Source organism: Streptococcus nasisuis (assembly GCF_040836615.1).
Taxonomy (GTDB): Bacteria; Bacillota; Bacilli; order Lactobacillales; family Streptococcaceae; genus Streptococcus; species Streptococcus suis_V.
Window position 1 is genome coordinate 2511867 of the sequence record NZ_CP162268.1, and the last position, 20957, is coordinate 2532823.

A 20957-nucleotide genomic window follows, 5' to 3' on the forward strand; every position below is an offset into this window, starting at 1 on the left:
ATTTTCTAATACTTTCCTAATTCTCGTAAAGAGGTGTGATTTTCTTGAATGCGACGGAACATTTTTTCCATGTCCGACTTGCTGAAGTTGATTAAAACTGGGCGACCGTGCGGACAGTTATAAGGATTTTTCGTGTGGGACAGCTGGCGAATGAGGTCACGCGCCGAATAGTCATCCAAGGCATGGTTAGCCTTAATCGACCGCTTGCAGGACATCATAATAGCCAACTCAGCCCGATACTGCTTGATGGAAACTTGGTCGGTCAAGAGCAACATGTCACACATCTCATAGACCCCAGACTCAATCTCCTCTTCCTGCATCCATATCGGATGTTCCCGCAGGATGAATTGGTTGTTACCGTACTCTTCTAGATTGATGCCGACCTGGCGCATGCTGTCCAACTTATTGGACAGGGTCAGGGCATCATTTTGCGGAAATTCAAAAATGTAGGGTACCAACAGTTGCTGGGCAGAATTGTCCACCTCGCCAATTTTCTCACGGTAATATTCGTACTTGACCCGCTCCTGAGCAGCGTGCTGGTCGATGATATAGAGACCGCCCTTGCCTTGAGCGAAGAGATAGGTTCCGTGCATCTGACCAAAATATTCCAATTCTGGGAAGGTTGACGTCTGTTCTTGGTCCAGCTGATTGGCCAACTTGGCTAATTCTTTCTGACTGAGGGCTGGATGCTCGGCATCCTGCTCGTCTGCTGACAAACGCTGGGCAAATTTGATAGCTGCAGCCTTAGGCTCAGGCTGACTCGACTGCTCTGCCATTTCCAATGGCGCAATCTCCTCCGCCACAACCTCTGGCTTGAGGAAGAAATCTTGCTTGACCGTGTCGTAGTAGAGATTGGTCTCACGCAACGGTAACGTCGTCTGCTCAGCTTTGACCTTGGTCCGTGTGCTAGATTTGGCCAGATTTTCCAAAGCATCTGGAATCAAATCTTGCTCTTTGAGGGCTTGGGAAATGGCCTCACGAATAAGCTGCATCAGCTCCTTTTCCTTGGAAATACGGACTTCCTGCTTGGTCGGATGGACATTGACATCAGCCAGATAAGGGTCAATCTCAATGGCAATCACCGCCAGTGGAAAACGTCCGACCATGAGCTTACTGCCATATCCTTCCAAAATCGCTCGGTTAAGCAGGAAATTCTTGATGTAGCGGCCGTTGATGAAAATGCTGATGTAGTTGCGGTTGGCCCGGGTCAATTCGGGCAAGGAAACATAGCCTGACACCTGAAAATCCAAGTCCTCGGCAACAATTTCAACCATTTTCTTAGCCGATGCAATGCCGTAGACACCAGAAATGGCCTGACGGAGATTGCCTGTTCCAGCAGTGGCAAGCAATTCCCGATCTTCATTTATCAGAGTAAAGCTGATTTCTGGATGGGCTAGACTGAGACGGTTGACAACGTCGATAATGTGAGACAATTCGGCCTGCTGGCTACGGACATATTTGAGCCGAGCAGGGGTATTGTAAAATAAATCCGAAACCGTCATCTGAGTCCCGACTGGACGGCTGATAGGTTCTTCTTTTTCAACCACCCCGCCCTTAGCCTCCAGCAAGATGCCGTGAGGATGGTCCGCAGTGGCCGTTTCAATCACCATCTGGCTGACAGACGCGATAGAGGGCAGAGCCTCGCCACGAAAACCCAAGGTCCGAATACGAAAAAGGTCCGCTTGATTTTTTATCTTGCTAGTCGCATGACGGCGAAGGGCCAAGCGCACCTCATCAGGTGCAATTCCCTCGCCATTGTCTGTAATCTGAATGGTCTTGAGTCCCGCCTCTTCAATCACAATCTGAATTTGGGTCGCGCCTGCGTCGATAGAATTTTCCAAAAGCTCCTTAACGACACTGGCAGGACGCTCGATGACCTCTCCGGCTGCAATCTGGTTGGCCAAAATTTCTGGTAGTTCAATAATATGATTTGTTTTAATTCTCTCGTTTGTCATATCTTTTATTATAGCACAAAGACAATATCCCATCGATTTCTTCTGTATCAGCCAAAAAATGGACGACTTATAAAAAACGACTATACTCCCTAACCTTTGAAGGATATTTTACATCTGAGAGATTACTTGGTTTGTTTTATCTCCTTAAAAAGCGAGTAACATCCCCATCCGCTAAACAGGGCAAAGGCAACTGGCAAGAGAATTTGAGACCAATCAAAGCCTGTGATTAAATTATAAAGTATATAGCCACTATTAAACAATAAGAAAAAATCAAAAAATACAAGTTGAATTATCTTCATGAAAACTCCTTGTTTACTCCTATATCCATTGTAGCAAATTTTGCTTATTTGTCCAAAGAACGATTGATTCGTTCAATTTGTTGGCGCATCTGATGGATATTAAACCAATAAATCAAGGCATAAATCAAGATAAAGAGCATCCAGAAAAAGAGCAGTCCAGCAAGATTGACTGGAAACCATCCCGCTAAAATCGATAGTGGTGTAAAACCGATTGCCGTTACCAGAAAATGCATTACCGTCATCCGAACCAAGCTCCAATCTTGCTCAAAAATCTTGTCCGCAGCTTGGAAGAGCACACCAATTGCCCCCCAAATAACAACCGAAATCAGCATAATCAGTGGCTGCGAAAACCGCTCCAGATAAATGGCTCCCATGGTCGAATGAGGATTAATTGGCAAATAGTACCCTTCGCCAAAGAAGCTTGCCATAACAATTGAAATTAAACTACCAATGGTGACACCCAAAGATGCCGATAAGAGATATTTTTTCATAATCCTAACCTTTCTTTAATAACTTTCAAATAACGGCGAGAGGAATAGGTCACCGCCCCATTTTTCATGACTAACTTGACCAAGCCATTGGACGTCAGTTTCAAGTGGTCCAGTCGTCTCATGTTGATGATTTCCGACTGAGAGACCTGCAGAAAATCCAATGACAATACCTCCTTGACCTGATAAAGCCGCAAATCTGACTGGTAAACTGCATCCCTCGTCTCAATCTGCAATATTTTATTTTCCAAATAGAGCCGGTAAATCTCCGATAACTCCAACAAGTGAACCTCCTCACCTTTTTTGACCGTCAGACGCTCCGCCTGCCTGCCAAAGGTCTCAATCATTTCCACCAAGCTACTAATCTGTGCTGTTAATTTTCTCGCTTCAACCGTAACCAAATCTTCTAGGATTTCGGACGAGATAGCAACCTTCACTTTCATAAACTCTCCTTTCTTTTTTCAAAGCCAGCTAACTTCTAAGACTATTAAAACCCATTAACAGACGAATTTCAATAGCCTGTCGCCATTCGGTCAAATTCAACGTCTAAACGGCAAAAAAGCCAGAACCACTGTTCTGACTAACATCATTTTAACGTCTGGTCTCCTTGCGCATAATGCGATTGAGAAAGAGTGCAATCACTACCCACAGCCCCGCCGAGAGGACAATGACCCAAAACCAAGACTGGCTGATGTTCATGAAAATACTAGGAAGTTCCACGTTCATACCGAAAAATCCTGTCACAATGGCTGGGATGGCCAAAAGGATAGATAATTTGGTCATGGTTTTCATGGTATCGTTCAAATTGTTGTTAAGGACATTATTGTAGGTGCCTTCCAACTTCTCGATGACTTGGGCTGATAGATTGGTCATTTCCATCAGCTGACGGGCCTCGATGTGGGCATCTTCCAATTGTTCCAGTTCATCTTCCGACAAGCTTTTGTAAAAGGTCTGCCCCTGCAATTGTTCCAATAACAAAGCATTTTGCTTGCTGGCAGAGGCCAGATAAACTAGACCAGTTCCCAAATCTGACAATTCCAAAAGAGATTTTTTGGTCGTCTCATCGCGCAAGACCCTGTTCAATTCCGAACTTTTGCGGTTCAATTTCTCCAGAACTGGGAAATAGGCTTTTGAAATCAGAAACAGGGCAGTGAAAACAAATTCTAGCATGGTCGCATCCTGTCGCCTTTGCAATATTCGTTCAAAACTGGCCTGCAGATAATTGGTATCCTCACCAAAAATCGTCAGTAACTGATTGCCAGATACAAAGAAAGACACCGGAGCTGTCTGGTAGGTCAAATCTGACTTAGAATTTGAACGTAGGGCATTGTAAATCACCAACAGCTCCTGACTATGTTTATCATATTCCAAGCGCGCGAATTCATTTTTGTCCAATACATAGGATAGGATCTCCGAGTCCAAATGGAGGTTTTCCTTCAAAAAATCAATATCTTTTGTCTCGCCCGCATCAGCCACCAACCATATAAAACGAGTTGTTGTAATCTTCTTCATTCCTTACCTCAATTGTTTCTTCTTGCCGATACTCATCTCACAACTTTTTCTTCAGCTCTGCCACCACCATCATGACTTCCATCGGGGTCATATTGTAGATGTCCAGAGCCTGCAATTCATCCAACACAGGATGGCTGCTAATTTCTGTAAACAAATCCAACTGCCCCAAGGCTGGTTCACTCACTAGATTTGGCTGATTTGGCTGACTAGGCTGACTGGACGGCGCATGATTTTCCAATTGCTGCAAAATACTATCCGCCCGTTTGAGCAAGTCCTCTGGCATACCTGCGATTTTGGCCACATGGATACCGTAAGACTTGTCGGCAGGACCTGGCGCAATCTTGTGAAGGAAGGTCACCTGACCATTTTGCTCCAAGGTCGACACATGGACATTCTCCAAGTTCTCCAAGGTCTGTCCTAGCTCGGTCAATTCATGGTAATGGGTCGCAAATAAGGTCTTAGCACCAATCTTGTCGTGGATATACTCAATAATGGACTGGGCCAGAGCCATACCGTCGTAAGTCGCTGTCCCACGCCCCAACTCGTCAAAGAGAATGAGCGAGCGGTCTGTCGCCAAACGCACGGCCTTGTTGGCCTCCATCATTTCTACCATGAAGGTCGACTGCCCACTGACCAAATCATCCGCCGCACCAATCCGAGTGAAAATCGCATCAAAAATTGGCAATTCCGCCTGATCAGCCGGCACATAGGAACCCATCTGCGCCATGATAACAATCACAGCCAGCTGGCGCATATAGGTCGATTTACCAGACATGTTGGGCCCCGTAATCAGCTGCATGTGAGTTTCCGCATCCAGATGGATTGAGTTGGGAATATAGGCCTGCTTACCCATAACCTTTTCCACTACGGCATGGCGACCTCGGTCAATGGTCAATTCGCGATGCTCCTTAAAGGTCGGACAAACCAAGCGCTCTTGCTCCGCCACAACCGCAAAAGACTGCAGGACATCAATAGTCGCAATGGTACGAGCCAATTTCTGCAGGCGACCGATGTATTTCTCCACTTCTTGACGGATGCGCATAAAAATCTCGTACTCCAGATTGGCTGATTTGTCACGCGCCTCCAGCATCTGACCTTCGATTTTGGATAATTCTTCCGTCCCATAGCGCTCCGAATTTTTCAGCGTTGCCTTACGGAAAAAATGAGCTGGCACATTGCCCAAATTAGAATTGGTCACATGGAAATAATAACCATCTTTTTTGTTATAATCAATCTTGAGATTATTTATACCAGACGCCGTCCGCTCCTTGGCCTCAATTTCCGCAATCCAGCCCGCACCCTCACGCATGACTAGGCGGTATTGATCCAGCCTTTCATCAAAGCCCGTCTTGATGATATTGCCATCGGTAATCGGTCCATTGGCCTCTGGGTCAATAGCAGAGCTAATCAGCGCATGAAGTTCTGGGATAGGATCCAGCCCCTGAACCAAGCTAGCCAGAGCAGGCTCTCCCATCTGCGACAGGATATTTTTGATAGCCGGCACATTTCCCAAGGTCTGAGAAAGTTGCAAGAGATCCTTGGGCAAGGTTTTCCCGAAGGATACTCGGCTGGCCAAGCGCTCAATATCATAGACCCCTTTCAGCGCCTCAATCAAATCACTACGCTCAAAGAAATAATCCAAAAAGACCTGCACAACTGCCTGCCGCGCCTCAATTCGCCCCTGATCAATCAAAGGACGGTCAATCCAAGTCCGCAAGAGCCGCATCCCCATAGCCGTCTTGGTCTCATCCATGAGCCAGTAAAGACTGCCATGCTTTTTACCAGTCCGCCCATTTTCCAGCAAATCCAGACTGGACTTGGTCGCATAATCCATCTGCAAATAATCCTTGATTTCATAGTGGACTACCTTTTGCAAATGCGCCAAATCTCGCATCTGGGTCCTATGCAAATAAGATAGCAATTTCCCTGCCGCAGCCTTCTCCAAGTCCGTCAAGGATTGGTCAATCAGATGAACATCATCTGCAACCTCATCCTCAAAAGACAGGAGCAGATTCATCTGATTGGCAAATACCTGCTCTTCCTCTTCAGAAAGGGTAAATCCGATGACCACTTCACGCGCCCGCAGATTGCGGATTTCTCCGCAGAGACTAGCAAAATCATCCAAACTAGTCACGAAAAATTGTCCGGTTGCCACGTCCATATAAGACAGGGCAAAATGAGCCCCGCTACGCTCAATGGCAACCAAGAAATTGCTGTCGGATCCCATTTTCGAGGAATCCGTCACCGTCCCCGGAGTGATGACCTGAACTACTTCACGCTTGACCACACCGACAGCCTGCTTAGGATCCTCCATCTGCTCAGCAATGGCGACCTTATGCCCCAGCTCCACCAACGTGTCAATATATTGCTGGGCCGCATGATAAGGCACACCGGCCATGGGAATAGGATTGTCCGCATTCTTATTGCGACTAGTCAGAGACAGCTCCAAAATCTGTGCCGCCTCGACCGCATCTTCATAAAATAACTCGTAAAAGTCTCCCATACGGAAAAGCAAAAAAGCATCTGGATATTGTGCCTTAATATCCAGATACTGCTGCATTCCTGGAGAAATTTTTTCTATTGCCATAGTCTCTCACATTTCTATACTAAATAAGAGTTAATCTCTGCCTCTACCTGCTGGGCCGCTGACTCGTCTCGGCAAATGACTAAGAGGGTATCAGCTCCTGCAATGGTTCCCAAGATTGGCGCAGGCTTTTCCGCGTCAATAATATTGGCCATCAAGGCCGCTTCACCCAAGTCTGAGTGGAGTACCAAGATAAAACTAGCGCGCTCGACCTTGTAGGCATACTGGGCCAGCAATTGGACAAAGTGGACCTGGTCATCCTCGACAGTCATGGAATAATAGGATCGTCCACCCTCATACACTTTCACAACTCCCAGCTCTCGCAAATCCCTAGAAAGAGTGGTCTGCGTTACCACAACCCCCTGCTCTTCCAGGCCTCTTTGAATATCTGTTTGACGACCGATTTTTTCTTGACGAATCATAGACTTGATCAAGTCATGGCGTTCTAGCTTGTTCATCATCTTACCTCTGAATGTATATTTATAAATATTATATCATTTTTCACAACTATTGACTTAGAATTATGTTAAAATAGAATCAATAACTCCTGGAGGGATTTCTATGAATCATAAACAAATGATTGCTGAAAAATTGGCTGCTGTGCTTCCTAGCTTGGAAGTTGAAGCCATTTATGCACTGCTTGAAAAACCAAAGTCATCCGAAATGGGCGACATCGCCTTTCCGGCTTTCTCACTAGCAAAGGTTGAGCGCAAGGCACCACAAGCCATCGCAGCTGACATTGTTGAAAAGCTAGATACTGCAGGTTTTGAAAAAGTCGTGGCAACTGGTCCTTATGTCAACTTCTTCTTGGACAAGGCCGCAATTTCGCACGATGTCCTGACCCAGGTCATCACCGAAAAGGCAGACTACGGTCAACTAGCTATCGGTCAAGACCGCAATGTCACTATCGATATGTCTAGTCCTAATATCGCAAAACCCTTCTCTGTTGGACACCTCCGTTCGACCGTTATCGGGGACGCTCTGGCAAATATCCATGCAAAACTGGGCTACAAGCCAATTCGTATCAACCACCTGGGCGACTGGGGCAAACAGTTCGGTATGCTGATTGTTGCTTACAAACTCTGGGGCGACAAGGCAGCGGTTGAAGCTGACCCAATCTCTGAATTGCTCAAACTCTATGTCCGTATCAATGCTGAGGCCGAAGAAAAACCTGAACTGGACGAAGAAGCTCGCCAATGGTTCAAAAAATTGGAAGACGGCGACCCTGAAGCAAAAGAATTGTGGCAATGGTTCCGCGACGAAAGTTTGGTGGAATTTAACCGCATCTACGACAAGCTAGGCGTTACCTTCGACAGTTTCAACGGTGAAGCCTTCTACAATGACAAGATGGATGAAGGAATTCAAATCTTAGAAGAAAAAGGCCTGCTCCATGAGTCTAAAGGTGCCCGCATTGTAGATTTGGAAAGCTACAACCTACCACCAGCCCTCATTATGAAAACAGACGGTGCCACACTTTATATCACCCGCGACATGGCTACAGCTATGTACCGCAAGCGCACTTATGACTTTGTGAAAAACATCTACGTCGTTGGTCAGGAGCAAATTAACCACTTCAAGCAACTGAAAGCTGTTCTCAAGGAAATGGGTTTCAACTGGAGCGACGATATGAAACATGTCACCTTCGGCTTGGTGACAAAAGACAAGAAAAAATTGTCTACTCGTAAGGGAAATATTATCCTGCTCGAGCCGACGCTTGATGAGGCTATCTCACGCGCCCTTTCTCAAATCGAAGCTAAAAATCCAGACCTGGAAAACAAGGAAGAAGTGGCGCATGCAGTCGGTGTCGGAGCTGTTAAGTTCTACGACCTCAAAACCGACCGCGACAACGGCTATGACTTTGACCTAGAGGCTATGGTATCCTTCGAAGGCGAGACTGGTCCTTATGTTCAATACGCATACGCCCGCATCCAGTCTATCCTGCGCAAGGCTGACTTTATACCAAGCGCTGACAATGACTACAAGCTGGCTGACGCAGAAAGCTGGGATATCATCAAGCACATCCAAAACTTCTCAAATGTTATTGAACGTGCCGGTGACAAATTTGACCCATCTTTGATTGCCAAATACGCCATCAATCTGGCTCAAGCCTTCAACAAATACTACGCCCACACACGTATCCTGGACGAAAGCCCAGAACGTGACAGCCGTCTGGCCCTTGCCTACGCAACTGGTGTCGTTCTCAAAGAGGCTCTCCGCCTTCTCGGTGTCCAAGCCCCTGAAAAAATGTAATTCATCCCAATCCTTGACCATTTTGGTTAAGGATTTTTTATTTTTTTCAAATTCTTTTGGAAAAATTCCAGCCGACTTGCGAACAGAGTAAGTGAGGAGGCGAGGAGCAGTCAATCAACTCCGAATGCTCAATGAAGGTCATATCCAGATTAATACTCTTCGAAAATCATCTTATCCGTTGTCAACTTGCCTTGGTGGACTCCAGTTCTACCTTCGGCGTCGTTTCCTAGGCTACTTTTGATTTTCATTGAGTATAAGCAACGAATCTGAATGTGAGTTCATTCAATATAAATCTAAATTTCATAAAGAACTAAGAAACTGTAGTCACAAGTAAGCTACTTTAATTAGCTCAAATGCCGAGCTGTGAATACAGGTTCTAACCCCCAATCCTGAACAATATGATTGACTGCCTCCGAAACTTCCACATAAAAATTTTTTCAAAGGAGTCTGAATGACAAAACAATCACTTACACACCATGCATCACGCTTTTCTATCCGAAAATATTCTTTCGGTGCTGCCTCAGTCCTGCTGGCAACAGTCAGTCTGCTAAATGCCCAATTGGTTGCGGCTAATACGACAGCTTCTACCGCCAATCCTTCTACGGCACAAGCAGGTAGCCCAGTTCAAACGAGTCAGGCAAGTCAAACAAGTACATCTTCTACCAATACAAACCAAGCCAGCCAGCAAACGACTGCTACAAAGACCAGTGATGCAGGAATAATTTCCAAGCCACAAGAAGTGATTACCCCACAAACAAATACAAGTACGATACAAGCAGTAGCTCCTGCAACTACCAGCAGTAGCTCTGCCATTTCCCAAAACCAAGCCAGAACCGTAACAATCCAGCAAACAGCTGGGACAAGCAATACCACGACAAATACTGGGACCACGCGCACTGCGGTCGCTCCAAGTAACCAAACGCGAACAGCTAGCACAACAACCACATCTGTAGCCCTTGGGGACAACTATCCCTATAAAATTGGCTGGCAGGTCGACCCTTGGGGAATGTACACGCGCCAGTGCACATCCTTCGTCGCCTTCCGCCTCAGTACTACAAACGGCTTTACCCTACCGCGTGCTTACGGTAATGCCGATGTTTGGGGTTACCGCGCCCAACGTGAAGGCTACCGCGTAGACATGAACCCTGCCATCGGCTCTGTTGCTTGGTGGAATAGCATGCACGTGGCCTGGGTATCCGCTATCAATGGTGATATGGTAGAGATTGAAGAATATAATATTAATTATAATGAAAGTTACAATAAACGCTGGATTCATAAAAATTCAGTCAGCGGCTATATTCATTTCAAGGACTTGACCGGCTATTCTGGAGCGACTACCACTACACCGGTCTCGATGACACCAACCAAGCCTGCAAGTTCAACAACCAACCTAGCTCCGAGCGGAACCTACACTTTCACCGCCCAAACCGCCATCAAGGCTGAGGCAAAAATAGCTAGTCCAACCTTGGCAAACTATCAAGCAGGGCAAAGCGTTAACTACGACCGTGTCTTGGAAGCAGACGGCTACCAGTGGATTAGCTACCTCAGCTTTGCTGGAAATCGTCGCTATATACCGATTAAAAAATTGACAACAACCGCTACTACTACGACCACACCTACTCCAAAACCTGCACCAACCAGCCCAAGCACACCTGCCCTACCTTCGTCGGGCACCTATACCTTCAAGAACCGATTGGCCATTCGAAATCAAGCTAGTTTATCAGCTTCGATTCTAGCCTACTATGACGTCGGTCAAAGCGTCAACTATGACCGAATCGTCCAGGCAGAAGGCAAGCAGTGGTTGAGCTACTTATCCTATTCTGGTGCTCGTCGCTACATTGCCCTACCTTAAGCAACAAAAAATGCACACGCTACATCAGCTGTGCATTTTCTAATTATTAGATATCGGTTGCATTGGTTGCTGCATTTGGCTTTTCCTTGGGCTTACGCAAATGGAAAAATACAGTCACACCAAAATAGATAGCAAACAAGACAATATTGACAATATAGCCTCCCATCAAGGTTGCAGATGTTCCTTGGCGGGTCAATTCATCCGTGAAGATAGAGACTAAGCCCTTACCACCAATAAAGGCGTAGGTGTTAAATAACAAGGCTCCAAAGACATAACCGAGATAGGTAAAGGAGGCCTGCTCGTTCTTTTTCATGAAGAGGAAGACGATTGTTGCTACTACGGTCAACAGCAAAAGCGCTGCCAGAACCTTATTGATAAGATTTGTTTGGAAACCGATAGCCTCCTTGGTATAGATGAGGAAGTTTTCGTCTATACTTGGAGCACTTTGCACCAGTTGAAGCATGGCTTCCTCATTATAATGTGAGAAAAATGCATTGTAGACCCGCAAGAGACTGGCAATAGCTGATAGAGCTACAAAAATATAGAGATGAATTGGTCTTTTCATAAGAATACTCCTTTTTACATTATATTACACGCTTATATTTGTTTTGTCAATATAATTTTGATATAATAATCACAAAGGAGGGCTTTGAGATGAAAAAATTACCGACTTATTCGGGAATAGCAATTTTTGTAACAACTTTGCTGATAAACTGGCTTCTCCCAAGCGTCTCCAAGGTCCTGAACAGCCTACTGACTCTTACGGTTCTAGCCTGGCTACTCTACCTGATTTATTACTGGATCAGCTACTGGATCTATGTACGTAAACAGAAGAAATAAGAACAATCTCCTCTAAGTTCGACCTAGAGGAGATGATTTTTATTTAGAGGCAATATTTTGGAAAAAGTCAAATTGGCGATAGGTCAGATTTTCCGGTAAGGTCAAATCTACATCGTCTTCCACATCTGCCACAGTTAATTCCACATCCAAGGGCAAATCCTTCAGTCTATAACGTCTGATTACGCGCCCCTCCGCACTGACAAAGTCCAGCAAATACCCATTCACCCGAACTTGATACAACATCAACTTATCCGTTAAATTTTCAATGACCAACATATCCATCTTTCTACGTCCGATCGTATATTCTGGAACTCTATAGTAGTGAAATTTTTTATCCATGTCCAATCTCCTTCATGTCAATGACCACATCTGCTTTTTCCCAGACAGCAGGGTTATGAGTCGCAATGACAATCACACGGTTGTCATTTTTTAGCCCTGTCAAGAGTTGCATGACCTCTTCTGAATTTTTGGGGTCGAGTGCCGCAGTCGGTTCATCGGCCAAAATCAGTGGTGGATTTTTTAAGATAAGCTTGGCCAAGGCAACCCTCTGGGCTTCACCTCCCGATAAGGTATAAACCTTTTGTTCTAAGTCTAAGTAGCCCAAGTTCACCTGCTCCAAAGCTTCATTTTGTAGTCGCTGCCGCTGCTCTTTTTTGACCTTCTGTCCGACAAATCCCAAGTCTAAATTGTCTCCGATTGATTGATTATCCAGGAGACCAATCGTTTGGAAGAGGTAGCCCATGTGATCTCGAAAGAACTGCTGGGAAGCTAGCTTCGACAAATCTTGACCCTGATAATCAATCCGTCCGCCGTCAGCTTTTTCCAACTTGGCCAGCATATTTAGCAAGGTAGTCTTTCCGCTACCGCTTTTTCCAATTAAAGCATAGACCTTGCCCCTTTCCAACGTCAGATGTAAGTTTGAAAAAATCTCCCGTTCTTCAAATCGCTTTTCCAATCCCTGAATTTCAATCATTTTATTGTCCTTTCAACACTGCTACGTTGGCAGTTTGTTCTTTCTTATCTTGTCTTCCCAGTATGACCAGGGCATTTAAGGTGAGCAAGCCTACAGTCAGACCGCTCATAACCACATCTCCTGTCAACCAAGTTGATACCAGCAAGCCCAGTACAAACACACCAGCTTGGCCTAGGAGGTAAGATCCATGAAGTTCATAGAAGGTCATTCCGGCCAAACGCTTGATAAACAGCTCTCGTCTGAATTGTTCAAAATAGAGCAAACTCATCGCATCAAAAAGCAAAACAGCCGTTGCCAGTGTCAATACTGTACCGATGAGAAGCGAATAAAACTCTGTTCGCTTGGTGTTCAAAACGCTGACAAAGGCCAACCGCTGATTCACCAAATAGGATACCCAGTTATAAACACCCTGCTCTTTCATGACTTCAATAGTCGCCTCATAGCCTACAAACTTCATCCCTAAATCCAGACTAGTTCCCCAGAACATATCCGAAACTGGTGTCACACCTGTTGACTCAGGAGTCAAAACAACAATAATCGGGTCTGTCAGATATTGGGTCTGGCTCCGATCGCCATCATTGTAGAGAAACCGCTCTTGACCACTGTCTGTAAAGGCCAGACTTATCTTGGTAGCGAACATCTGTTGGCTGTTACTTTCTAGGCTTTGTCGGGAAAATGCCTCTAATTCTGTCTGGAACATATTTTGTACTTGCTCAGCTTGTTCTCGCAAGCTAGCTGGTAAAATCAAACCATACTCACCCAGGCTCAGATGATTCATTTCCTCCAAGAAGGCTTGGTCTACCATCACTCCCTGCTCTGTCAGATAGCGAGGAGATACGTAGATGACATTGCCACGAGGATTATAATCCGTCAGGCGATTGCCCTCAGGATCCACCTCGCCACCGAAGGCGTACTGGTCGACATTGCTTTTCACAAAGAGGGCTTCTGTCGTCTCTAGCTGTACTTTCGCAAACTCTCGCCACTTTTTATTCTGCTGGGCCACTTCCTCCTCGGTCATCATAGCAGAGCTGTAACTAAAAACAGATTTGTAATAATCATCTCTCAATGCCCATTCTTCCTGTGCCTGTTCAAGCAAGCGAATTTCCTGATAGCCCTGCAATAGACGGCTAGAGCTAAAACCTACTACCAAAATAGCCAGAAGTTGCCCAACCATCATCATAGCCAACATCCGTTTGAGAGGAAGTTTTCCCTTGAGCAAATCAACCAAGCTATTTTGCCTCAACCCCAGGAAATACACTAGGCTAAGTAGGACAGAAATACTAGCAAGAGCCAGTGCATAGAGGAAAAGCCCCAGGAAAAAGACCTGCAAGATGGATAGTAAAAATCCAGCTTGAAGATAGATAATAAGAGGTCCGATTATAGCCCCCACCGATGTAGCCATCACAATCTGACGAATATCCTCCCATAAAGGTCGAGCCACCACCTGTAAGAAACTTTCACCTGAAATCAGACGAATTCCTGCAAATCGTAAGGTCTTAATCCGATAGATTAAGGTGAGAGCCATGAAGGTCAAGAGAAAGACAAAGAAACTCAGCATGGCTACTTCTGAAACGACTGTGGATAGGAAGATGCTAAAGAGAGAATAGCCATGATGGACCATGCCACTGTAACCCAGTGATTCCAAGCTTTCTTTCAAGACTTGGTTGTCCAAATCTCCTGAAACAATCAGATAAGTACTAACCAAGTCGCTGGTTTCAGCACTTTCCTTGGAGGAAACGGTCAAACCTTCTGGAACCTGTCCGCTACCATAGATGGCGTAGGTAAAACTGGTTTCCCCAGAAGCATTAGGCTCGACAATCCGTCTAGCAATCACACTCTTATGTTCCTCTGCCAAGTCGGTCAAGACCTCTGTCACCTGGTCACGATTGACTGTCTGTCTATTGGTATCTTTCCCGATGACATCCACTGCCTGATAAGAACCAAACTCTACAAGACTAACCTGACCAGCCAAAGAAATACCCAGGTAAATCGCTACCAATACAGTCGACACTAGAATAAATAAACGTTTCATCATCTCCTCCAAAGAATTGCTTGGAACTACAAGAGTAGTTCCAAGCAAAGTGTACTGTGTTAATAGTTATAATAGAAAGCTGCTTGCTCTCCAAGTTTTGTACTAATCCATGCACGAGAGGTCTGTCCTGCCTGTGCATACCCTTTACTTGAGGCTCCAGTCCATCGACTTACCACTGTTGAACTATGGTAGCGACTACCGTGGTAATAGTTTGAATAGCACCACCATTTGCTGCTCCGTACGTCCAAACTCCACCGCCAGGATACTGTACAGCCGCTGAAGCCACTGCTGTTCCGCCAATTGTTGCTGCAAGTCCCGCGATGAGTGCAAATTTTTTAAGTGTCTTTTTCATTTTAATTTTCTCCTAACCTTTCTAAAAGTGATTAAATTGTCCACCAAACATCGCCTAGCTTACCAAAAAAATATTTAAGCATCTCGTATCTCCTTCTTACATATAACTTTTTATGTGCCTAGTATATCCTCTTTTTACAAAATCACCAATGACGACAATGTCATCGAAAATAGTCTATAAATCGTAAAAAGACATTCAAGAGATCAAAAAAGACCTAAAAGACGAACAATCATATCTCTTAGGTCTTTCAATGATGACATTCATGTCACCTATAAATTATAGTTATAAATATTTTTTCAAATCCTTCTGCCACTCCTCTGCTAATTTCTGTGCCAGATAGTCATTACCAATAACCTGTGCAAACAATTTTGCTGATTGGTAAACTTTTTCAGCTCTTTCATAATTCCCCTCTAATTTCAAAGCCGCTTTCCATTCCATCATAAACAAGAGAGGTTTCTTTTGATAATCTTGTGTCTCTTCCATTATTTCACGAAGACAATCAATATAGATAGGGGCATCGTCATAGTATTCTACTAGTTCAAAGCAGGCAAACCCTGAGATAATCGCATCTCTTAAATAAAAAGTATCTTCTAATCGAACAAATGTCTGACTGTTGGCTAGTTTTTTCATTAAATACGAGATAGATTCAAAGTTGTTTTGAACTCTACTGACTGTATTCTCTCCTATTGTTTGCTGGACAAAAAAGAGCCGAATAAGAATCAAGTCATTGACATCACACACTTTCTTTGCCATAAGAAGTGGTAAGTTTTCTGTCAATAGAGCTACTGCATAATCTGGTTGATTGGTCCGCACCATATCAACCATAGCCTGCATAGCCTCACAGATAAGCTGCTCAGTCTTAGGTAGTTCTTCAAAATAGGTATTATATATGGTTTCGATATACCCATCCTGTTTATCCAACACCTCGACCTTATTATATATCGGCTCCCGCAGCAACTTGTACTTGAGTTCCAAATAACCTTGTGGCAATTCCTTATAGTCTGGCATCAGGCTATAGGCTGGAATGCCTAAACGCTGGGCAATGTACTCTAACTTAGGTATAGAAGGCTGCGATTGACCACTTTCTATCCGAGCTAATTGCCGTACCGTCAACTCGGATTCATCTCCACAAAAATCTGGACGGCTCAGTCCCTTTTCTAGCCTCAGTTGCTCGATTTTTTGTCCTAAATCCATACCAGCCCCCCCACTGCACCTATTTATCCTTACCTAAACAGTATACCACATCTTGCAAGACTTTACAAAAAACACCAGCCTAAGCTGATGTTCCTGTGGTTTCTTATTCACTAGCTGTTACAAGAACATTCTCACGTCGGTAGGTGACGGTCAAGTCCAGCAAGTTGGCTTCTACTGCTGGTGTCAGCTGGTCTGCTGTCATTCGCCAAGTCCAGTTACCACCGAGGGTGTTTGGTAGGTTCATGCGGGCAGTCCCGTCCAATTCTAGCAAATCTTGCATGGTCACAATCGCCATAAAGGCTGGTGAGCCAAAGAGAAGACGGAAGAGGGCATGGTGGATACTTTCACCTACTGCTCGATTGCTGTATTTGTCTAAGAACGCTCTGGATTCTGGGGTTGTTTCCCTTTCGTACCAACCGCTAATTGTATCGTTATCGTGGGTGCCTGTATAGGCAACAACATTATTGCGGTGGTTGTGTGGCATCTCAATACTATCTCCAGTTGGGTCAAATGCAAACTGCAAGACTTTCATGCCTGGGAAACCAGTCCTTTCACGCAATTGAATAACCTTATCTGTCACTGTTCCCAAATCTTCCGCGATGATATTCAAATCGCCCAGCTCGCGTTTTATGGTATCGAACAATTCAAAGCCCGGCGCCTCAACACGATAGCCGTTGACAGCCGTTTCTTCGCCCGCAGGAATTTCCCAGAAAGAGGCAAAGCCGATAAAGTGGTCGATCCGCACCATGTCATAAATCTTGAAGGACTCACGCAAACGAGCCACCCACCAAGTAAAACCATCCTGCTTCATAGCTTCCCAGTCATAAATTGGATTGCCCCAGAGCTGACCGATTTCTGAAAAGGCGTCTGGTGGACAACCCGCAACTACGCTCGGTTTCCCTTCTTCGTCCATCTTAAAGAAATGTGGATTGGCCCACATATCAGCAGAATCTGCCGCGATATAAATGGGCATATCCCCAACAAACTCAATCCCTTTGGCATTGGCGTAAGCCTTCAAAGCCTGCCACTGCTTAAAGAATAAATACTGGGTGATGCGGTGGTAATCGATGCGTTCCACCAAGAGATGACGGTAGTATTCCAAGGTATCATGATAGCGCAAACGTGCCCCCTGATCCTCCCAATCAATCCAGGACTTGTTGTCAAAATGCTCCTTGATAGCCATATATTCTGCAAAAGTATGGATCCAAAAATCATTTTCACCCAAGAAATTCCAATAGTCTTGTGGCAAACCAGCCTCTTTCATATTGGCAACAACCTGCTCCAAAATCGGACGGCGGGCAGTAAAAACTTTGGCATAATCTACTTCTTTTGCACTCTGACCAAAGTCAATACCCTGCACATCTTTCTCTGTCAACCAGCCCTCTTCAATCAGTAGGTCCAAGTCAATAAAGTGCGTATTCCCTGCAAAGGCTGAAAATGATTGATAGGGAGAATCACCGTAACTGGTGGTTCCCAATGGCAAAATCTGCCAGTAACGTTGCTTGGTTCGTACCAAAAAGTCTACAAATTCATAGGCTGATTTCCCCATGGAGCCGATGCCATAGGCACCTGGCAATGATGAAATGTGCATGAGTACTCCACTTTGTCTCACTTTCATATTTTTCTCCTTTATAATGAATGATTAACTGCGTCAGAGCGCAAACGATTGCTTGCCATCTATTATACTATGTAAACGGTAACAAATCAAGTTCTTTCAAAAATTCCTATGAAAAATTGCTCAATAAATCACCAGCTTTGAACTCTAAAGAGTGATAATAAAAGACTTTTTCTGTGCTGAATTCATTAACAGAAAAAAATTTTAAAAATTTTTATAAAAATGCTTGCAAACGTTTTTATAATGGTGTATAATTAATTCACATTAGGAAATCGTTTGCACAAGCGAGCGATAACATCAAAACTTTATTCTTGGAGGGAATAATATGAAACTCAATTTGCTCAAGAGCGTTGCTCTTCTCGCTGCATCAACTGCTGTTTTGGCTGCTTGTTCAAATTCAAGCTCGTCAAGCTCATCTGATTCTGCTGAAGCAGGAAAAGAATTGACCATCTACGTTGAAGGTCAGTACGAAAGCTACATTAACGAAGCCAAAGCTGCCTTTGAAGAAGAAAATGGTGTAACCGTTATCGTTAAAACCGGTGATGCTCTTACAGGTTTGGATAACTTGTCATTGGATAACCAATCAGGTTCAGCTCCAGACGTCATGATGGCACCATACGACCGCGTAGGTAGCCTTGGTTCAGAAGGTCAATTGTCTGAGTTGACATTGGCTGACACTAGCAAGACAGATGATACGACTAAAGCACTTGTAAGCAACGGTGGTAAGGTTTACGGATCACCAGCTGTTATCGAGACATTGGTTCTTTACTACAACAAAGACCTCTTGTCAGAAGCTCCAAAAACCTTTGCGGATCTTGAAAAATTGGCAGAAGACAGCAAGTACGCTTTTGAAGGGGAAGATGGTAAAACAACTGCCTTTCTAGCTGACTGGACAAACTTCTACTACACTTACGGTTTGCTTGGCGGTTACGGCGGTTATGTATTTGGTGCTAACGGTACGGATCCAAAAGACATCGGTTTGGCTAACGACGGTGCTATCAAGGCGATTGAATACGCTAAAACTTGGTATGAAAAATGGCCTCAAGGTCTCCAAGACAGTTCAGCTGCTAATAACTTGATCAACACACAATTCACAGACGGTAAGGCAGCAGCAATCATCGAAGGTCCTTGGAAAGCAGCATCTTACAAAGACGCAGGCCTCAATTATGGTGTAGCAACTATCCCAACTCTTGCTGACGGCAAGCAGTACACTGCATTCGGTGGTGGTAAAGCTTGGATTGTTCCTTCAGGTTCTAAAAACCCTGAATTGGCACAAAAACTCGTTGATTTCTTGACATCAACTGACCAACAAAAAGCCTTCTACGATGCAACCAACGAAATTCCTGCTAACACAGAAGCTCGTGAATACGCAGTTGGCAAAAACGATGAGTTGACTACAGCGGTTATCAACCAATTCGCATCAGCTCAACCAATGCCAAACATCTCAGAAATGAGCACAGTTTGGGAACCAGCTGCTAACATGCTCTTCGAAGCAGCAAGCGGTGCAAAAGACGCTAAAACAGCTGCAACCGACGCTGTGAAATTGATTGAAGATACAATCGCTCAAAAATACAGCAACTAATCAACCATAGAAGTAGGGCTGGGCAAGCGGCCTAGCCCCACTTTTTTGTTAGAAATAACCAGTAATGGTTATTTCACAAAAGGACTGAAGCACTCGGTTCTTCTGTCAAATAACCATAACACCTAAGGAGACTATGATATGAAACAAAACCCAACCAAAGCCCTCCTGATGTCCCTCCTTCCTGGACTGGGACAGATTTACAACAAGCAGAAAGCCAAAGGCTACATCTTCCTGGGTGTAACTGCCGCTTTTCTAGTCTACTTCATTGCAATAGCAGGTGGAGAAATTGGAAACTTGATTACCCTTGGTAGCCAACGCGGCCGTGACAACTCCCTCTTCATGTTGATCCGTGGTTCCTTCCACCTCATCATTACAGTTGTCTATCTTGCTTTCTACGCCCTAAACCTAAAGGATGCCCACTCTACAGCCAAACGCTGGAATGCTGGTCTACCAGTAACGACAAGCCTGCAGGACATGATCAAAGGCATCTATGAGAATGGTTTCCCCTATCTCTTGATTATTCCGTCTTACATTGCCATGACCTTTGCTATCATCTTCCCGGTTGTGGTGACTCTTTTCATCGCCTTTACCAACTACGACTTCCAACACCTGCCACCAGGTGCTCTTCTAGACTGGATTGGCTTTACCAACTTTAGCAATATTTGGAAACTCAGCACCTTCCGTGCCGCCTTCGGTTCTGTCCTTGGTTGGACCATTATCTGGGCTCTGGCAGCATCAACAGCACAGATTGTCATTGGTATCTTTACGGCTATCGTTGCCAACCAGCCATTTATCAAGGGCAAACGCATCTTCGGTGTTATCTTCTTGCTCCCTTGGGCAGTACCTGCCTTTGTGACTATCTTGACCTTCAGTAACATGTTCAACGATAGTGTCGGCGCTATCAACACTCAGGTCTTGCCTTTCCTCAGCAAATTCTTGCCATTTATCGATAATTTCCTGATTCCGTGGAAGACCGATCCGTTTTGGACAAAAGTAGCCCTGATCATGATGCAGGCCTGGCTTGGTTTCCCTTATATCTACGTTTTGACCTTGGGTATTTTGCAATCCATTCCAAATGACCTCTATGAGGCAGCTTATATCGACGGCGCAAGTCCTATTCAAAAATTCCGTAGCATTACCTTGCCAATGATCTTGGCAGTGGCTGCTCCTACTCTGATCAGTCAGTACACCTTCAACTTCAACAACTTCTCGATCATCTATCTCTTTAACAATGGTGGTCCTGGTAGTGTCGGTGGTGGTGCTGGTTCAACCGATATCTTGATTTCTTGGATTTACAAATTGACCACAGGTACAGCTCCACAATACTCAATGGCGGCTGCCGTAACCTTGATTATTTCCATGATTGTCATCAGTATTTCCATGATTGCCTTCAAGAAATTAAATGCTTTTGAAATGGAGGATGTATAAG

17 protein-coding genes and 1 pseudogene are annotated in these 20957 nt (G+C 44.8%); 4 read left to right on the forward strand and 14 right to left on the reverse strand.

The features are described 5' to 3' along the window. Positions 1–5: 5 nt before the first annotated feature. The 7 genes from mutL to argR all read right to left on the reverse strand — a co-directional run bounded on the left by mutL (position 6) and on the right by argR (position 7296). A complete protein-coding gene (mutL, locus tag AB1F57_RS12685) occupies positions 6–1955 on the reverse strand; it encodes a DNA mismatch repair endonuclease MutL (RefSeq protein WP_367985826.1) in 1950 nt (649 codons plus the stop codon). 122 nt (positions 1956–2077) lie between these two features. After that, positions 2078–2254, reverse strand: coding sequence for a hypothetical protein (locus AB1F57_RS12690; protein ID WP_167786100.1), 177 nt, complete (start codon positions 2252–2254; stop codon positions 2078–2080). Positions 2255–2298: 44 nt separating this feature from the next. Next, positions 2299–2745, reverse strand: coding sequence for a DUF3021 domain-containing protein (locus AB1F57_RS12695; protein WP_125266297.1), 447 nt, complete (start codon positions 2743–2745; stop codon positions 2299–2301). Next, the gene (locus tag AB1F57_RS12700; RefSeq protein WP_105138607.1) at positions 2742–3185 is read right to left on the reverse strand and encodes a LytTR family DNA-binding domain-containing protein; all 444 of its coding nucleotides are present in this window, start codon (positions 3183–3185) and stop codon (positions 2742–2744) included. Before AB1F57_RS12700 ends, AB1F57_RS12695 begins: the two co-directional genes overlap by 4 nt. A gap of 148 nt (positions 3186–3333) precedes the next feature. After that, positions 3334–4254: a magnesium transporter CorA family protein gene (locus AB1F57_RS12705; RefSeq protein WP_105138606.1), complete on the reverse strand. Its 921-nt coding sequence runs from the start codon at positions 4252–4254 to the stop codon at positions 3334–3336. A 37-nt stretch (positions 4255–4291) separates the two neighbouring features. Then, entirely contained in the window at positions 4292–6841 is a 2550-nt protein-coding gene (gene mutS / locus AB1F57_RS12710; protein ID WP_367985827.1) for a DNA mismatch repair protein MutS, read from the reverse strand. 14 nt (positions 6842–6855) lie between these two features. Next, a complete protein-coding gene (argR, locus tag AB1F57_RS12715) occupies positions 6856–7296 on the reverse strand; it encodes an arginine repressor (RefSeq protein WP_105110242.1) in 441 nt (146 codons plus the stop codon). Between the two features lie 103 nt (positions 7297–7399). Here argR and argS point away from each other — a divergent pair, with 103 nt between their 5' ends. Beyond that, positions 7400–9088, forward strand: a complete 1689-nt coding sequence (gene argS, locus AB1F57_RS12720; protein WP_167786102.1) for an arginine--tRNA ligase — start codon at positions 7400–7402, stop codon at positions 9086–9088. 451 nt (positions 9089–9539) lie between these two features. Beyond that, positions 9540–10940, forward strand: a complete 1401-nt coding sequence (locus tag AB1F57_RS12725; RefSeq protein WP_167786103.1) for an SH3 domain-containing protein — start codon at positions 9540–9542, stop codon at positions 10938–10940. Between the two features lie 46 nt (positions 10941–10986). On the opposite strand, the gene AB1F57_RS12730 is transcribed toward AB1F57_RS12725, so the two are convergent. From AB1F57_RS12730 to malQ, 7 genes and pseudogenes are all read right to left on the reverse strand, one after another. Continuing rightward, positions 10987–11505 (reverse strand): hypothetical protein, encoded by a 519-nt coding sequence (locus AB1F57_RS12730; protein WP_105110245.1) that lies wholly within the window; start codon positions 11503–11505, stop codon positions 10987–10989. A gap of 314 nt (positions 11506–11819) precedes the next feature. Then, on the reverse strand, positions 11820–12119 hold the full coding sequence (locus AB1F57_RS12735; RefSeq protein ID WP_167786105.1) for a hypothetical protein: 300 nt from the start codon (positions 12117–12119) through the stop codon (positions 11820–11822). After that, positions 12112–12753 carry an ABC transporter ATP-binding protein gene (locus AB1F57_RS12740; protein WP_105110248.1) on the reverse strand — a complete coding sequence of 214 codons (642 nt, stop codon included), beginning with the start codon at positions 12751–12753 and terminating at the stop codon, positions 12112–12114. The genes AB1F57_RS12735 and AB1F57_RS12740 overlap by 8 nt, the downstream gene beginning before the upstream one ends. A gap of 1 nt (position 12754) precedes the next feature. Beyond that, complete coding sequence (locus AB1F57_RS12745) at positions 12755–14785, reverse strand: bacteriocin-associated integral membrane family protein (RefSeq protein ID WP_367985828.1); 2031 nt, start codon at positions 14783–14785, stop codon at positions 12755–12757. A 59-nt stretch (positions 14786–14844) separates the two neighbouring features. After that, positions 14845–15137, reverse strand: a pseudogene (locus tag AB1F57_RS12750) (lactococcin 972 family bacteriocin). A 282-nt stretch (positions 15138–15419) separates the two neighbouring features. Then, positions 15420–16331 carry a helix-turn-helix domain-containing protein gene (locus AB1F57_RS12755; RefSeq protein ID WP_367985829.1) on the reverse strand — a complete coding sequence of 304 codons (912 nt, stop codon included), beginning with the start codon at positions 16329–16331 and terminating at the stop codon, positions 15420–15422. 103 nt (positions 16332–16434) lie between these two features. Then, positions 16435–17949 carry a 4-alpha-glucanotransferase gene (malQ, locus tag AB1F57_RS12760; protein WP_367985831.1) on the reverse strand — a complete coding sequence of 505 codons (1515 nt, stop codon included), beginning with the start codon at positions 17947–17949 and terminating at the stop codon, positions 16435–16437. 322 nt (positions 17950–18271) lie between these two features. Here malQ and AB1F57_RS12765 point away from each other — a divergent pair, with 322 nt between their 5' ends. After that, positions 18272–19528 (forward strand): extracellular solute-binding protein, encoded by a 1257-nt coding sequence (locus AB1F57_RS12765; protein WP_367985832.1) that lies wholly within the window; start codon positions 18272–18274, stop codon positions 19526–19528. Positions 19529–19666: 138 nt separating this feature from the next. Next, the gene (locus AB1F57_RS12770; RefSeq protein WP_170239507.1) at positions 19667–20956 is read left to right on the forward strand and encodes a sugar ABC transporter permease; all 1290 of its coding nucleotides are present in this window, start codon (positions 19667–19669) and stop codon (positions 20954–20956) included. The last annotated feature ends 1 nt before the right edge of the window (position 20957 follow it).

Bases quoted from the DNA above. Each gene is read 5' to 3' on its own strand.
- argS (WP_167786102.1), top strand. From the start codon at position 7,400: ATGAATCATAAACAAATGATTGCTGAAAAATTGGCTGCTGTGCTTCCT.
- AB1F57_RS12695 (WP_125266297.1), bottom strand. From the start codon at position 2,745: ATGAAAAAATATCTCTTATCGGCATCTTTGGGTGTCACCATTGGTAGT.
- argR (WP_105110242.1), bottom strand. From the start codon at position 7,296: ATGAACAAGCTAGAACGCCATGACTTGATCAAGTCTATGATTCGTCAA.
- AB1F57_RS12740 (WP_105110248.1), bottom strand. From the start codon at position 12,753: ATGATTGAAATTCAGGGATTGGAAAAGCGATTTGAAGAACGGGAGATT.
- mutL (WP_367985826.1), bottom strand. From the start codon at position 1,955: ATGACAAACGAGAGAATTAAAACAAATCATATTATTGAACTACCAGAA.
- AB1F57_RS12745 (WP_367985828.1), bottom strand. From the start codon at position 14,785: ATGAAACGTTTATTTATTCTAGTGTCGACTGTATTGGTAGCGATTTAC.
- malQ (WP_367985831.1), bottom strand. From the start codon at position 17,949: ATGAAAGTGAGACAAAGTGGAGTACTCATGCACATTTCATCATTGCCA.
- AB1F57_RS12705 (WP_105138606.1), bottom strand. From the start codon at position 4,254: ATGAAGAAGATTACAACAACTCGTTTTATATGGTTGGTGGCTGATGCG.
- AB1F57_RS12700 (WP_105138607.1), bottom strand. From the start codon at position 3,185: ATGAAAGTGAAGGTTGCTATCTCGTCCGAAATCCTAGAAGATTTGGTT.
- AB1F57_RS12730 (WP_105110245.1), bottom strand. From the start codon at position 11,505: ATGAAAAGACCAATTCATCTCTATATTTTTGTAGCTCTATCAGCTATT.
- AB1F57_RS12690 (WP_167786100.1), bottom strand. From the start codon at position 2,254: ATGAAGATAATTCAACTTGTATTTTTTGATTTTTTCTTATTGTTTAAT.
- AB1F57_RS12735 (WP_167786105.1), bottom strand. From the start codon at position 12,119: ATGGATAAAAAATTTCACTACTATAGAGTTCCAGAATATACGATCGGA.
- AB1F57_RS12770 (WP_170239507.1), top strand. From the start codon at position 19,667: ATGAAACAAAACCCAACCAAAGCCCTCCTGATGTCCCTCCTTCCTGGA.
- mutS (WP_367985827.1), bottom strand. From the start codon at position 6,841: ATGGCAATAGAAAAAATTTCTCCAGGAATGCAGCAGTATCTGGATATT.
- AB1F57_RS12725 (WP_167786103.1), top strand. From the start codon at position 9,540: ATGACAAAACAATCACTTACACACCATGCATCACGCTTTTCTATCCGA.
- AB1F57_RS12765 (WP_367985832.1), top strand. From the start codon at position 18,272: ATGAAACTCAATTTGCTCAAGAGCGTTGCTCTTCTCGCTGCATCAACT.
- AB1F57_RS12755 (WP_367985829.1), bottom strand. From the start codon at position 16,331: ATGGATTTAGGACAAAAAATCGAGCAACTGAGGCTAGAAAAGGGACTG.